Source organism: Streptomyces sp. Da 82-17 (assembly GCF_046098215.1).
Lineage (GTDB): Bacteria > Actinomycetota > Actinomycetes > Streptomycetales > Streptomycetaceae > Streptomyces.
Genome location: NZ_JBJURH010000005.1, coordinates 33,205 through 47,425 on the forward strand (window position 1 = coordinate 33,205; position 14,221 = coordinate 47,425).

Annotated in this window: 12 protein-coding genes; 10 read left to right on the forward strand and 2 right to left on the reverse strand. The window is 72.0% G+C overall.

The genetic code is table 11. The features are described from left to right. Nucleotides 1-12 precede the first annotated feature (12 nt). Together ACIDOF_RS09950 and ACIDOF_RS09955 are read left to right on the forward strand one after the other, a co-directional pair. Nucleotides 13-1,599 carry a TIGR03086 family metal-binding protein gene (locus tag ACIDOF_RS09950; RefSeq protein WP_409005398.1) on the forward strand — a complete coding sequence of 529 codons (1,587 nt, stop codon included), beginning with the start codon at nucleotides 13-15 and terminating at the stop codon, nucleotides 1,597-1,599. Nucleotides 1,600-1,801: 202 nt separating this feature from the next. Beyond that, a complete protein-coding gene (locus tag ACIDOF_RS09955; protein ID WP_409005399.1) occupies nucleotides 1,802-2,365 on the forward strand; it encodes a M23 family metallopeptidase in 564 nt (187 codons plus the stop codon). Between the two features lie 18 nt (nucleotides 2,366-2,383). On the opposite strand, the gene ACIDOF_RS09960 is transcribed toward ACIDOF_RS09955, so the two are convergent. Then, nucleotides 2,384-3,523 carry a PucR family transcriptional regulator gene (locus ACIDOF_RS09960; RefSeq protein WP_409005400.1) on the reverse strand — a complete coding sequence of 380 codons (1,140 nt, stop codon included), beginning with the start codon at nucleotides 3,521-3,523 and terminating at the stop codon, nucleotides 2,384-2,386. A 98-nt stretch (nucleotides 3,524-3,621) separates the two neighbouring features. On the opposite strand from ACIDOF_RS09960, the gene ACIDOF_RS09965 reads away from it, so the two are divergent. Together ACIDOF_RS09965 and ACIDOF_RS09970 are read left to right on the forward strand one after the other, a co-directional pair. Continuing rightward, nucleotides 3,622-4,677: a ferredoxin reductase gene (locus ACIDOF_RS09965; RefSeq protein ID WP_409005401.1), complete on the forward strand. Its 1,056-nt coding sequence runs from the start codon at nucleotides 3,622-3,624 to the stop codon at nucleotides 4,675-4,677. A gap of 9 nt (nucleotides 4,678-4,686) precedes the next feature. Next, nucleotides 4,687-5,835, forward strand: a complete 1,149-nt coding sequence (locus ACIDOF_RS09970; protein ID WP_409005402.1) for a fatty acid desaturase family protein — start codon at nucleotides 4,687-4,689, stop codon at nucleotides 5,833-5,835. A gap of 63 nt (nucleotides 5,836-5,898) precedes the next feature. On the opposite strand, the gene ACIDOF_RS09975 is transcribed toward ACIDOF_RS09970, so the two are convergent. Further along, nucleotides 5,899-6,720, reverse strand: coding sequence for a sulfite exporter TauE/SafE family protein (locus tag ACIDOF_RS09975; protein ID WP_409005403.1), 822 nt, complete (start codon nucleotides 6,718-6,720; stop codon nucleotides 5,899-5,901). A gap of 282 nt (nucleotides 6,721-7,002) precedes the next feature. Here ACIDOF_RS09975 and ACIDOF_RS09980 point away from each other — a divergent pair, with 282 nt between their 5' ends. The 6 genes from ACIDOF_RS09980 to ACIDOF_RS10005 all read left to right on the forward strand — a co-directional run bounded on the left by ACIDOF_RS09980 (nucleotide 7,003) and on the right by ACIDOF_RS10005 (nucleotide 14,134). Further along, nucleotides 7,003-8,118 carry a tetratricopeptide repeat protein gene (locus ACIDOF_RS09980; RefSeq protein WP_409005404.1) on the forward strand — a complete coding sequence of 372 codons (1,116 nt, stop codon included), beginning with the start codon at nucleotides 7,003-7,005 and terminating at the stop codon, nucleotides 8,116-8,118. Beyond that, nucleotides 8,115-9,182, forward strand: a complete 1,068-nt coding sequence (locus ACIDOF_RS09985; RefSeq protein WP_409005405.1) for a polyprenyl synthetase family protein — start codon at nucleotides 8,115-8,117, stop codon at nucleotides 9,180-9,182. Before ACIDOF_RS09980 ends, ACIDOF_RS09985 begins: the two co-directional genes overlap by 4 nt. 445 nt (nucleotides 9,183-9,627) lie before the next feature. Further along, nucleotides 9,628-9,846: a phosphotransferase gene (locus ACIDOF_RS09990; RefSeq protein WP_409005406.1), complete on the forward strand. Its 219-nt coding sequence runs from the start codon at nucleotides 9,628-9,630 to the stop codon at nucleotides 9,844-9,846. A 200-nt stretch (nucleotides 9,847-10,046) separates the two neighbouring features. After that, complete coding sequence (locus ACIDOF_RS09995) at nucleotides 10,047-12,065, forward strand: ATP-binding protein (protein WP_409005407.1); 2,019 nt, start codon at nucleotides 10,047-10,049, stop codon at nucleotides 12,063-12,065. Between the two features lie 222 nt (nucleotides 12,066-12,287). Continuing rightward, nucleotides 12,288-13,484 carry a ThiF family adenylyltransferase gene (locus ACIDOF_RS10000; protein WP_409005408.1) on the forward strand — a complete coding sequence of 399 codons (1,197 nt, stop codon included), beginning with the start codon at nucleotides 12,288-12,290 and terminating at the stop codon, nucleotides 13,482-13,484. Continuing rightward, the gene (locus ACIDOF_RS10005) at nucleotides 13,481-14,134 is read left to right on the forward strand and encodes a GNAT family N-acetyltransferase (protein WP_409005409.1); all 654 of its coding nucleotides are present in this window, start codon (nucleotides 13,481-13,483) and stop codon (nucleotides 14,132-14,134) included. The genes ACIDOF_RS10000 and ACIDOF_RS10005 overlap by 4 nt, the downstream gene beginning before the upstream one ends. Nucleotides 14,135-14,221 lie beyond the last annotated feature (87 nt).

The window sequence follows — 14,221 nt, forward strand, 5'->3', positions numbered from 1 at the left end:
AGGGTGGAGCCCATGCGTAGGGACGATGCGGATGCTTCGCGGCCGACGTGGAGCATCGGGGCGGTGGCGCGGCAGACCGGGCTGCCGGTGAAAGTGGTCAGGCACTGGTCGGACGTGGGCGTCGTCGCACCGGTCGGCCGGACCGCCGGGGGCTACCGCCGCTACGACGCCGCCGGCGTGGCCCGGCTGCACCTGGCCCGTACGCTGCGGGAGCTGGGGTTGGGGCTGAGCGAGATCCGGGCCGCGCTGGATCGCGAGGACGGGCTCGCCGAGGTGGCGGCCGCGCACGTCGAGGCACTGGAAGCCCGGATCCGCCGCCTGCGGACCCATCAGGCGGTCCTGCGCACCGTCACACGTCGCACCACCCACGAAGGACTTGAGCTGATGGCCCGTCACGCCCGGATGTCCCCCGACGAACGCCGCACGCTGGTCCACGACTTCCTCACCGACACGCTCGGCGATCTGGACGTGCCCCATTTCCGCGCGGGGCTCCTCGCGGCCGCCGCCGACCTGCCGGAGGATCCCACCGACGAGCAGGTCGAAGCGTGGCTGGAACTCGGTGAACGGGTCGCCGACGGGGAGCTGCGTGCCGCTGTGCGGCGCATCGCGGAGTACCCGGCCCGTCATGGGCAGGGGGCGCAGGACGCCGCCGTGGCAGAGGAGATGCGCGCGCTCACCGACGTCTGGACCGCGCGTGTCCGTACGGCGATGCAGGCCGGCATCGCGGCGGACTCCCCGGCCGCCGACCGGGTCGTCGCGGACGTCGTCGCCGCATGGCTGCCCAGCCGCGCGAACGTCGCCCCCGCCGTGACCTCCGACGGCGCCGAGGCACGCACACGGTTGTACGAGCAGCTGACCTCGGCCGCCGAGCCCGCCGTCGAGCGTTTCTGGCACCTGCTGTGCGTCCTCGGCGGGCGGCCCGCACCCGCCGGGATCGCCGAGGAAGGGCGGTGGCTGACCACCGCGCTGCGTGCCAATCCCGCGCCCGGTGCGCGCGAAGCCCGGCTCGAGGCCCTCTACGCGGACGACACCGACCCCTGGCCGGGCGGTGTCCTGGACGCGTTCGTGCGTGTCCAGGACACGGTCGGCGCCCTCGTGCGGGCAGCGTCACCGGACCAGTTCGGCCTGCCGACTCCCTGCGAGGACTGGAGCGTACGAGATCTGCTCGACCATCTGGTGTGGGAGAACATCATCTGGGGCGGCCTGGCTCTCGGCGCGCCTCCGGCCGACGGCCACGACAAGGATCACCTCGGCGGCGACCACGTCGCTGCCTTCGAGTCCGCCGCCGCCGGGGCTCGCAGTGCGTTTCGGCAACCGGGCCTGCTGGAGCGGTCCTTCGGCCCTGCTCCCGGCCGTCGGCTGGTCGAGCAGCTCCTCGTCGAACTGCTCGTGCATGGCTGGGACCTCGCGACCGCGCTCGGCCGCGACCGCGACCTGGAGCCCGACATCGCGCGCGCCGCTCTGCCGGTCGTCCGGGACATCTACGGTGATCTGCCCCGCACCGTCGGCGGATCCATCGCCCCAGCACAGCCGGCGGCCGAGCGCGCCCCGGCCCTCGACCGCGTCGCTGCGTTCCTCGGCCGCCGCGTCTCGACCTGACCGCCCGACGGTGCAGCTATCCATGCCCATGGCGGAACCGTTCCGCCTCGGAGCGCTCAACTCCCTTGTTTGATACGCGAGTTGAGGGGAAGCGATGCCCAACCGGGCCCCGCACGCACCACACGCACCGCACGCCCGGCGCGGCGGCGCTCACGGCCCGGCAGCCGTCCGACGACCAGGGCACCGAACGGGGAGAGACACAGTGACAGTGACGCATGCTTCAGGAACGGCCTTACGGAGACTGGCCCTCGCCGCGAGCGCCGCACTGACCGTGGCGGGCCTCGGCCTCGCGACGGCCCCGTCCGCGGCGGCGGACGACGCCGGGTACGAACTGCCCTACCCCGCAGGCGAGTCGTACACCGTCACGCAGGGCCCGGAGGGCACGTACTCGCACACCGGGCCGTACAACGAGTACGCCTGGGACTTCGGGCTGCCCGCGAACTACGAGGTGTCGGCGGCCCAGGGCGGCACGGTCCTGGTGTCGGACTGGTCGCCGTACTGGCAGAACGGCATCGAGGTGATCATCCGGCACCCCAACGGGCAGTGCACCCACTACGCCCACCTCAACCGGGCGATCTTCAACGCCGGGGACCAGGTTCCCCAGGGCCGGGTGATCGGCTGGTCCGGCGCGACCGGGGCCGCCGACGGGGCGCATCTGCACTTCCAGGTCATCGACTGCAACACGAGGGTCGGTCTGCCCGCGACCCTTCAGGGCTGGACGCCTCCGACCGGTTCCCGGCCCGTGAGCGTGAACACCCGCGCCTGACGGCGGTCGGCGTACGCGTCAGCCGGCCCGGCGGCCGAGCGCCAGGGTCAGTTCGAGGACGGTGGCCGGCGACGCGAGGTCGGGGAACAGGTCGCGGAGCTGCGCCATCCGGTAGCGGACGGTCTGGGGGTGGACGAACAGCGCCGCCGCCACCTCGTCCCGCCTGCCCTGGTGCAGCAGCCACTCCCGCAGCGTCTCCTCGAGGCGCCGTGCCGTCGCGGGCGGCAGGGTCCGCAAGGGCGCGAGGGCGCGGGCGCGCAGGTCCGCGTACGCGTCCTCGTCGGCGCTCAGCACCAGTTCGGGCAGGTGGTCCTCGGTGTCGCGGATGTCGGCGGAGAGGGAGCGGGCGCGTACGGCACGGGCGTACGAGGCGGAGGCGCGCGTCCATGGGCGGGCGGGGCCGGTGACGGCGGTGCGGTCGGCCAGCTGCCGCAGGAGGCGTGGCCGGTCGGCGTCGGGGACGAGGAGCACCCCGGTGGCGTCCGGGAGGTCGTCGAGGACGAGGGTGCTCGGGTCGAGCGTGCGGTAGGCGGGCCAGGCCTGGGCGGCGGGCAGCAGGACCGCGGTCAGCGAGTCCGGGGGCTGCCAGCCGGCCCGCCCGGCGGAGGTCTGCAGCACGTCCGGGCTCGCCCCGGCGAGGAGGTCGCGGGCCAGGTGTTCCAGGTGGCGCTGGTGGGCTCGGCCCCGGGCGGCCAGTTCGTCGGCGTGGCCCGCGGCGCTCGCGGCGGAGAGCTCGTCGATGTAGGCGAAGGTCAGCTCGGCGAACTTGGCGACGTCGGCGGCGGGCAGGCCCGCGGGTACGGCGCCCGCGGCTAGGCAGCGCCAGGCCACGCGGGCGCCGACGCGGTAGGCGCTGAGCAGGGCGTCCATGGAGCGGCCGTCGCGCACCTCGCCGCGGCCCAGCTCGTAGGCGGCGTCACCGGCGTCGCCGCTGGCGGCCTTGCCGCTCGCGAGGTCGAGATAGTGCCCCAGGGCGGTGCGGACGGCTCGGCGGATGGTGGCGCCCATGTGGCCGGAGAGGGCGTTGGCGTAGGGCGGGACCTCGTCGATGATCGCCTGGACGACCTCGTCCGCGGTGGTCCTCAGCGTGGCCCGCAGTGCTGTGACCGTCGTCTCATCCAAGGCCAGTTCGCTGGCCCTGCGGATCGCCTGACTCACGTTTCCGCCCCTAGTTTGTTCTTTGCGAACAATTTTGCTGACCAGATTTACGTCCTACGGTCAGGACTTTACGCCCTGAGGCACAGCAAGCTGGGGCCATGACGAGTACAGCCCTTCGCGGCAGGGCGTGGAAACTGCTGGAGATGGTCACGACGCCGCTGCTGCCGTCGGACTACCTCGACCTGGTCAGCCCGCTGCGTGCGGGCGCCGACCTGCGCGGCCGCATCGAGGCCGTGCACCCCGAGACGGCCGACGCGGCGACGATCGTGATCAGGCCGGGCCGGGGCTGGCGCGGCCACACCCCCGGTCAGTACGTACGGGTCGGGGTCGACGTGGACGGCGTACGCCTGTGGCGTGCCTACTCCCTCACCTCACCGACCGACCGCGCGGACGGCCGCGTCACGATCACCGTGAAGGCGATCCCGGACGGCAAGGTCAGCAACCACCTGGTGCGCAGGGCGAGGCCGGGCACGCTGATCCAGCTCGACCAGGCGACCGGTGACTTCGTACTGCCGCAGGCCAGGCCCGCCAAGGTGCTGTTCCTGACGGCCGGCAGCGGCATCACGCCCGTGATGGGCATGCTGCGGGACACCGGGTTCGACGACGTCGTCCTGGTCCACTGCGCGCCCCGGCCGCAGGACGTGATCTTCCGCGACGAGCTGCACGGCCTGGCCGCGGACGGGAAGCTGCGGCTCATCGAGGTGCACACCGACACGGACGGCAAGCTCGACGTCGCCCGTCTCGACGCGCTCGTGCCCGACTGGGCCGAGCGCGACACCTGGGCGTGCGGGCCCACGGGCCTGCTCGACGCCGCCGAGAAGCACTGGGCCGGGCACGGCGTGCCGGAGCGTCTGCACACCGAACGCTTCCGTCCCAGCGTCGCCGCCGTGGGCGACGGCGGCGAGGTCACGTTCAGTACGACCGGCAGAACCGTCGACGCGGACGGCGCGACGCCGCTCCTCGACGTCGGCGAGGAGGCCGGTGTGCTCATGCCGTCCGGGTGCCGGATGGGCATCTGCTTCGGCTGCGTCACGCCGCTCAAGGCGGGCGCCGTCCGCGACCTGCGCACCGGCGAGATCACCGAGGCCGAGCCGGGCGTCCTCGTCCAGACCTGCGTGTCCGCCGCGGCGGGCCCCTGCGACATCGAACGGTAGGAACACAGCTTGACCGCCATCGACCCCACCGCCCATCTGACCGCGGAGCAGATCGAGGAGCTCGGCCGCGAGCTCGACGCGATCCGCGACGAGGTGATCGCCGACCGCGGCGAGAAGGACGCCGCGTACATCCGCAAGGTCATCTCGGCGCAGCGCAAGCTCGAACTGGCCAGCAGGGGCGTGCTGTTGTTCTCGTTCTTCCCGCCCGCGTGGATCCTCGGCACCGCCGGGCTCTCCGTGGCGAAGATCATGGACAACATGGAGATCGGCCACAACGTCCTGCACGGCCAGTGGGACTGGATGCGCGACCCGAAGATCCACTCCACCACCTGGGAGTGGGACCACGCCTCGCCGGCCGACCAGTGGAAGCACTCGCACAACGAGCTGCACCACCGGTACACCAACGTGATCGGCAAGGACAACGACCTCGGCTACGGCATCATGCGCGTCGACGAGGACCAGAAGTGGCACCCGTTCCACCTGGGCCAGCCGCTGTGGAACTTCGTCAACGCCTGCTTCTTCGAGTACGGCATCGCCGCGTACGACCTGGAGCTCGGCAAGAACCTGAGCAAGCGCCGCCGTAAGAACCCGGAGTTCCGCGCGCAGGCCAAGGCCGTGGGCCGCAAGATCCGCAAGCAGGTGCTCAAGGACTACGTGATCCACCCGCTGCTCTCGGGCCCGTCGTTCCTCACCACGCTCGCCGCCACGTTCACCGCGAACGTGGTCCGCAACCTCTGGTCCCACTCGGTGATCATGTGCGGGCACTTCCCCGAGGGCGTGCAGGTCTTCGAGCGCCGGTCGATCAAGGGCGAGACGCGCGGCCAGTGGTACCTGCGCCAGATGATGGGCTCGGCGAACATCAGCGGCAGCAAGGCCATGCACTTCATGACCGGCAACCTCTCCCACCAGATCGAGCACCACCTGTTCCCCGACCTGCCGAGCAACCGGTACGCCGAGGTCTCGGTGAAGGTGCGCGCGCTGTTCGAGAAGTACGAGCTCGAGTACGTCAGCGGGCCGCTGCCCAAGCAGGTGTTCTCCGCCTGGCGCAAGGTCTTCCGGCTGTCCCTGCCGAACAGGAAGCCCAAGGTGAACGAGCCCGGCGTCGGCGAGCCCGAGGCCGGGGCGCCGGACCGGGAGCAGGAGCTCGTCACGGCCTGAGGGCCGCCTGCGCAGCCGCCGGGTCGCCGAACTCACCTAAGCCGAACGGGAGTTGGACTCGCTCTAGTCGTGGCGTGCGAGCTTGACCGAGGAGTAGAGAAGGATCACCGTCAGGGCCGGAATGAGTACGAGGTCCGGGACTGCGCCGAGGAGCAGTCCCCCCGGTAGCGCGCCGGCGACCGAGCCCGCAGCCATGATCACAGTGAAGCGAAGGTGGGTGCCGAGCACGGAGAAGCTGCCGTCGCGGCTGTAGCGGGCGAAGGCCACGAGCATGGTCGGCAGCGACACGAGCAGGGACAGGCTTCCCGCCACTTTGATGTCCTGGCCGAACAGCAACACGATCGTCGGGATCAGCAGTTCACCGCCCGCCACACCCATGATCGCGGCGACCACGCCGATCCCGAACCCGGCAACGACCCCGCCGGGCACCTGCGCCCACAGCGGGAGAGCGACGGTCCCGAGGGTGGCTGTGTGCGTGAGCAGCAGGGCTGCGGCCATGAGCACCATCAAGGCCGCCAGCACCTGGTAGAGGGTGGTGCTGCGCATGCGTACCGCCCAGCTCGCGCCCGCCCACGCGCCCAGCAGGCTTCCGGCGAGCAGATTCACCGCGACCGTCCAGTGCCCCGCCATCTCGGAGGCCGGGACGGCCGCCCATCGGGCGGGCAGTGCGACCAGGACCACGACCAGGCTCATCGCCTTGTTCAGGATGACCGCGGAGAGGGCGGCGAAACCGAACAGGCCGATCAGCAGCGGCAGCCGGAGCTCCGCACCGCCGAGGCCGCACCTGCGCCGAACGCATAGGTCGTCGAGTGTGCCGAGCGCGTGGGAGCAAGGTCTTTCCCGGTGGTCATGGCGGGCATCCTCGCTGGCCGAGCCCTCGCGCACCACGGCTCCGTCCGACCTTCGGGGAAAGGTACGGAGCGTCCGTCGGGGATTCATCCGGTCCTCCGAGCCCGGCGGTGAAGACCGATCCGGTCCGTGCTGCCTCTGCCGAACGGCAGAGGCAGCACGTTCCGTCCCGTACGTCTCGGTCATGACGTCCGTCATGCGGGTAGCACTCAAGTCGGACCCCTTGACCAGCACAGGGACGGATTCGCCGCAGACCCTCGCGCTCGTAGCGTCTTGATCGTCAGGAACGGTCAGGAAGTGAGCGTGACGGTGGATCAGATGACACAGCTGCCCCAGCGGGAGTCGGCGCGGGCCGGCGGCGTGGAGAGCAAGGCGTTCGCTCCCGAGTACCAGGGCGCCCTCGGGTCGTTGTCGGTGAACGCGTCCCTCACCGATGTGCTGGCCCGGGGCGTCGAGGAGCTCCGGGCGGCGGAACAGGCCGGTGACCGAAGCGAGATGGCGCGGTGCGGGCTCGCTGTCGCGGAGGCGCATCGGCGTCTTGGCGACGTCGCGGAGGCCGACCGGGCCTGGAAGGCGAGTTACCGGACGGCACGTTCGGTGCGGGATCTCGGTGCGATGGCGTGGGCCCTGTGGAGTGGGGGCACCCTCGCCCGGCAGCGGGGCGCGCTGGCTCTCGCGTATCGACTGCTGGGGCTTGCGGCCGAGTTGGGTGAACGTGGCGGCGATGTGGTGGTCCGGGGCTATTCGCTGGCCGGGTTGGCGGAGACGGGGCGGATCCAGGGCGACTACGAGGCGGTCCGTGACCTGCACGCGCAGTTGCTCGCCGAGGCGCGCGAACGTGGCGAGGCACGGCATACGGTGTGGGCCCTTGAGGGCATCGCGCAGATGCACCGCAACACCGGCTCGTACGACACCGCGCTCGACCTGTTCGAGGAGGCGGCCCGGGTCGCGGAGGCGGCGGACGACCGGCGGGGGCATGCGTGGGCGTTGCGGGGGATAGCCGACGTGGTGTCCGTGCGGGACGGGGATGCGGAGCGCGCGCTCGCGTTGCTCGCCGAGGCCGAACTGAGCTGTCGGCAGATGAACCTGTCGAGTGCGCTGGCGTACAACCACAAGATGCGCGGCAACGTCCTCTACCGCGACGGTCGCTACGCGTCGGCCCGGGACGCGTATGCGCAGGCGCTCGACGGGTTCGCTGCGATGGCTGAGCTGCGGGGGACGGCGCTGTCCCGGCTGGGGTTGGTGAAGTCGCTCGCCCGGTTGGGCAGGGACCGGTCGAAGACCGCTGCGGAGTTGGCCGGTCTTGCCGATGACCTGGAGCGGATCGGTCTGCGGCACGGGCGGGACATGGTGGGCAAGGCCGCCGCCGAGTTGGGCGTCGGTCCGCTGCCGGAGGGGACGGCGTCGGCGGCCGGCGAGGGGGTTCGGCGATGAGTGCGGCTTCCGCTGCGCCTGGGGTGGTCGTGGGTGCCGCCGTGCCCGACATGCTGGAACGGTGCCGCGAGTTGGTGCGGCCCGCGCTGTCCTCGGCTCTGGCGAGCCTCGACCCGTGGACCGGTGAGGTGGCCGCCTTCTCGCTCGGGTGGCGCGATGTGACCGGCGCCCGGGCTGTCGGGGCCGCCGAGGGCAAAGGTGTGCGTCAGGCGCTCGCGGTGCTCGGTGCCGAAGCCGTCGGAGCGGATGGCACGGTCGCGGTCGCCGGGGCGGTCGCGGTCGAGCTGATCCATGCCTTCTCGCTGCTGCACGACGACGTCATGGACGGCGATGTGCTGCGGCGGGGCCGGGAGACGGTGTGGAAGGCGTACGGGACCGGCCCTGCCGTGCTCACCGGTGACGCGCTGTTCGCGTTGGCCCTGCGGACTCTCGCCGATGCGCCGACGGTTCACGCGGCCGCGGCGGTGCGGCGCCTGTGCGCGACGCTGTCCGAGCTGGTGCGGGGCCAGGCGGAGGACCTGCATTTCGAGTCCCGCCCCTGGACCGGCGCCGATGCCGTACGGCCCCGGGAGTACCGCGCCATGGCGGAGCGCAAGACGGGTTCGCTCCTTGGCTGTTCCGCCGCGATCGGCGGGCTGCTAGGCGGGGCGCCCGCGGCGGCCGTGGAGGCGCTGGATGCGGCCGGGCGTCATCTCGGTGTGGCCTTCCAGACGGTCGACGACCTGCTCGGCATCTGGGGTGATCCGGCCGTCACCGGCAAACCGCTCCACAGCGATCTGCGGAATCGGAAGAAGACCCACCCGGTGCTCACCGCTCTCGCCGCGGACAACAGCGCGGCGCGTGAACTTGCCGGTCTCCTCAACTCCTCGACCCGCCTTGACGATGCCGAACTGGCCCGCGCGGCCCTGCTCATCGACGAGGCCGGCGGAGCCGCCGCCGCCCGGGACGAGGCCCGGCGCAGCCTCGACTCCGCCCGCGCCTGCCTGAGCGGCGTACCGCTGGTCCCGCGGGCGGCCCGGGATCTGGATGCGCTGCTGACGTTCCTGCTGCACCGCGTGGTGTGAACGCGGCCCGGTATCGAGCAGGGCCAGCGCTCGGCGGCGCGCGGCCGCCTGCTCTCCTCTCCGGGGATGTCGTTCGTCCCTCCACGGACGTGGATGTCGTTCGTCCCTCCACGGACATCGTTCGGCTCTACGTGGATGTCGTTCGTCGGATGTCGTTCGTCGGGCTGTGTGCGTGGGGCGCCCCGGCTCTCGACGTGGCGCCGGCCAGGCGGCTGGTGGACGTGGACGTCCGGCTTCCCGCAATGGGCCGGGCTGCCGTTGCGGCCGTTCGAACCGACCGGATCCGGCCACGCCCTCTACCGCCTCGGCGAAGAGCCCGCGGGGGGGGGGGGGGGCGGCTGCCCCGCCCCCGGAGCGATCGGGCGGCGAGCCGAAGTGTGGACTTCCTCCTCGCGCCGCGCAGTGGAACACCGCCCTTGCCGCGCCCGCCTGGGAACAGCCACCGGTGCGGTGTCACGGCGACCTGCACACCGGCAACCTGTTGACCACCAGCGGCCGCATCAGCGCCGTCATCGACTTCGGCGAACTCGCCCTCCAGGCCCCGGCCTGCGGCTCACCCTTCACCCAGGGCGCCGCCGCCGTTGGTGACCCAGCGGCCGGTGACCGTGCCGCGTGGCAGGTGCTCGGGGCTGAGCCGACGCCAACTTCCGTTCGATTGCGGTGAGTTCGCGGAGCCGGTTGCTCCGAAGGTGTTTCGTGGGCCGCGCTGTAGTGCCAGGATGCCTTGCCGGAGAGTGTTCTCGGTGCGGCCCCGCAGGTGGGGCGGCAGGTGCTGTGGCGCGCCGGTCCGGAGGGCCGTGGCCATGAGGTCGACGCGGCGTCACGGCGGTACCGGGGGCCTGGTAACGGTGGGGAGCGTGGGCCGTGTTCGTCGGGCGGGATCGGGAACTGGCCGCATTGCAGGGCGCGTTGAAGGCGCAGCGGCTGATCACGCTGACCGGCACGGCCGGGGTCGGCAAGAGCCGGCTTGCCCGGCAGCTGGTCGAGCGTGAGCAGGCCGCCGGCGGTGACGAGAGCTGCTGGGCCGATCTGTGGCAGCTGGCCGACGAGCGGATGCTGGCGGCGCTGGTCGCGGATGCGTGCGGGTTGTCCGACCACACCCCGCGGATGCCGTTGGACGTCGTCGGCGAGTGGATCGGCGAACGGGATCTGCTGATCGTCCTCGACTCCTGCGAGCATGTGCTGCCCGCCTGCCGGCAGTTGGTGGAGACGCTGCTCGCACGGTGCCCCAATCTGACGATCCTGGCCACCAGTCGTGAGGTGTTCCATCTGGAGGCCGAGCATGTGGTGGTGGTCGAGCCGCTGCCGTGTGCGACGGACGCCGCCGAGCTGTTCCTGCGGCGCGCGGAGCAGATGGGGGTGGTGCCGCAGCCCGGTGAGCTGAACCAGGTGACGGAGCTGTGCACGTATCTCGACGGGCTGCCGTTGGCGCTGGAGCTGGCGGCCGGGGCGTTGCGGCACAGCAGCATCGAGGAGTTGCTGCGGCGTCCGCGGCACGATCTTCAGCGGGGCGAGTCCGACCCGGTGGGCGTTCCGACGCCGCGCCGGCACGAGGTGCTGCGTACCGCCCTGGGGTGGAGTCATGAACTGTGCACGCCCAAGGAGCGGTTGCTGTGGGCGCGGCTGTCGATCGTGCTCGGGCACGTCGACGCGTCGATGGCGGCGGCGCTGTGCGCCGGCGGGCCGCTGACCTCGGGCGATGTCAAGGAGGCGCTGGCGGGACTGGTGGAGAAGTCCGTGGTCACGCGCCGCGGCGAGCGCTACCTGCTGCTCGACACGGTGCGCGAGTACGGGCGCCTCTGGCTCGCGGAACTCGGCGAGCTGGACAGCATGGCCATCGCTCACGCCACGTACTTCCTCGACCTGGCGCGGCAGGCGGACTCCACGTGGACGAGCGCCGAGCAGACCGGCTGGTACCGCACGATCAAGGAGGCCCACCCGGATCTGTGCGCGGCGCTCGACTACCTGCTGGACCACCGCGTCGACGACGCCCTGGAGTTGGCGACGCTGACCGGCTTCTACTGGACGTGCTGCGGGCATGCGCACACCGCCCAGCAGTATCTGGCCCGTGTCCTGCAGGCCGGTGACAGCGGGCAGCAGGCGCGGACGCGGCAACGGGCCGTCTGGGCGCTGGGGTTGACGCATCTGCTGCAGGGCAACCACGCCACCGGGGACCACCTGGCGCGACAGTGTCTGGCCCTGGCACGTGCCGACGAGGATCCGTCCGGGCTGCTGCGCGCCGCGTATCTGCAGGCCATGAGCGACCTGTTGCGGGGCAACGCCCGTCAGGCCCTCGACCTGCTGGACGGTGCGCTGCAGAGCGCGCAGGAGGACCGTGGCGATACGGCCGCACTGGCCGGGCACGCGGTGATGATGTGCCGGATGCTGCGGCTGTTCGCGCTCACCGGTGTCGGGCAGTTGGAGGAGAGCCGGGAAGGGGCCACCGCCCTGCGCGCCCAGTGCGTGGAGATGGGCGAGCACTGGGTCCGCTCGTACACCGACTACCAGCTGTGTGTGATCGCGCTGCGGGAGCAGCAGGGTGATGCGGCGCTGGAGCATGCCCGTTCGATGCTGGCGTCCAAGCAGCAGATCGGCGACACGTTCGGGATCGCCCTCGGCCTCGACATGCTGGCCGCGTCGTACTCGGCGAGCGGCGACGGGCGTTCCGCGGCGCTGGCCTCCGGGGCGGGGCAGCGGCTGTGGGAGGCGGTCGGCCACCCCCAGCGGGGCGCGCCGGACGTTCAGCCGCTGCGGGAGATGGGCGAGAGCACCGCACGCCAACTGGTCGGCGCCGGCACGTACGAGAACTACTACCGCCAGGCCGCCCACGCCGACCCGGGCGCCATGCTGGCCTGGGCGGCGGGCGGCGAGGCTCCGCTGTAGGCACGGGAATACCCCGGTCGCCCTTTCGCCCTTTCGCCCTTTCGCCCCCTAAATGCGATAAGCAGCTCACTTGCCGTGCGCCCGCTCTCCCTCCCAAAGGCCCCTTGGGGGGCGGGGGTTGAGGGGGGCGCGCGGTAGTGAAAGTGCGCGCATGAATTCGACCGGGCGCGTCTCCTGTCGTAAAGGCTTTTCCAAGATCCGCCCCTGGTAATTTCCGGCCTCGTGATCAATTCGTTCAGCGATGCCCCGGGGTACGGGCCTGGCACCGACCCCGGCCCCGGACACCAGGCCGCCGTCCGCCCCGCCCTGTTGCGCCCCTGCGAGCCCGACGGCCGGGCCGCACTGAAAGCGCTGCTCGCCTCCGGATCCGTACGGGAGGTGCATGACCGCATCGACGAGCAACTCGTGGAGCTGGCGCGCTGCCTGCGCCCGGGCGACGAGCTGTCGGGGGCGCGCCTCGAGGCCGCTGTCGAGGAGCTGACGGGCGGCGTCGAGCCCGGCCGCCACGGCACCTGGGCCTGGTATCCGTGGTCCGGGCGGCTGGTGCATCTGCTGCCGTGCGAGCAGTTCCGGCGGGTGCGCACGGACCGCAACCGCGACAAGATCACGGCGGTTCAGCAGCAGGGTCTGCTGGAGCGGCGGATCGGCGTGGTCGGCCTGTCCGTGGGCAACAGCGCCGCGCTCACCTGCGCGATGGAGGGCATCGGCGGGTCGTTCCGGCTTGCCGACTTCGACGCCCTCTCCCTGAGCAACCTCAACCGGCTGCGCGCCGGAGTCCACGATCTGGGCCTGCCGAAGACCGTGCTGTGCGCCCGGCAGATGTACGAGATCGACCCCTACCTCGACATCGAGCTGTTCCACGAGGGGCTCACCGACGACACCATCGAGTCCTTCTTCGACGCCCCGGAACGCCCCCTCGACCTGCTCGTCGAGGAGTGCGACACCCCGTGGGTGAAGACCGCCGCCCGCGAGCACGCCCGCCGGCACCGTGTCCCCGTCCTCATGGACGCCAACGACCGGGGCCTGCTCGACGTCGAGCGGTTCGACCTGGAGCCGGACCGGCCGCTGTTCCACGGCCGTACGGGAGAGGTCAGCGCCCGCGAGGTGCGCGGGCTGCCGCCGTCGGACGCTCTCGCCCACCTGCTGCGCATCTGCGACGAGAGCCGCCTCAGCCCGGCCATGACCGACGCCCTGCCCCGTATCGGCAGCACCCTGTCCAGCTGGCCCCAACTCGCCAGCGGGGTCATGCTGGGCGGCGCCCTGGTGACGGACACCGCGCGGCGGATCCTGCTGGGGGACGGGGTGGCGTCCGGCCGGTACTACGTGGACCTCGAAACGCTCATCGCGCCCGGCGAGACGCTCGGCACCGCCGTTCGCCCTGCGGCTCTCGGACGCCCGACGGCAGGAGCGACCCGATGAACCGGCTGCCCGAACTGCACGGCGAACACCTGTGGTTGCGTGAGCTGCGCGCCACCGACCTGGCGCCCTTCGAACGCATCCAGACCCACCGGCTGCTCACCCGCTACCTCGGCGTCGACCGCATGGACGCCCGGCAGGCGCAGGACGCGTTCGCCCAGCACCTCGCCCAGCCGTACACGCACCCGCGGCGCAAGCACACCATGGCCGTGTGCCCGCCCGGGCAGGACACCATGGTCGGCACGATGGGCCTGCTCGTCGAGGAGTTCGGCCGCAACGCCATGCTCACCAGCCTGGTCCTGCTGCCCGACGCCCCGGTCCGCGGCCACGGCCACGAAGCCGGGCGGCTCCTCATGGCGTACGGGTTCGGGCCGCTCGGGCTGCACCGGATCTGGGCCGGACACCGCGCCGACCACACCCGCATGGAAGACGTCATGCGCGCGGCGGGCCTCCACCCCGAGGCCACCCTGCGCCAGCTGTTCCACACCCAGGGCCACTGGCACGACGTCACCACGTACGCGGCGCTCGCCCCCGAGTGGACCGCGCAGGCCACCCCTGCCGAACGCGCCATCCTCCGCAGCGCCAGGCCGGAGTCCGGCACCGGTACGGTGACCCCGCCTCGGGCCGGGGAGTGGGCCGGGGCTGCCCGGTGAGTTCCCTGCGGGGCTGCGGTCCGGTGAGCGCTCGGCTCGCCGTGGGGCGGCGGTGAGTACGTCGGCGAAGTCGACCGGTGCGGTGTT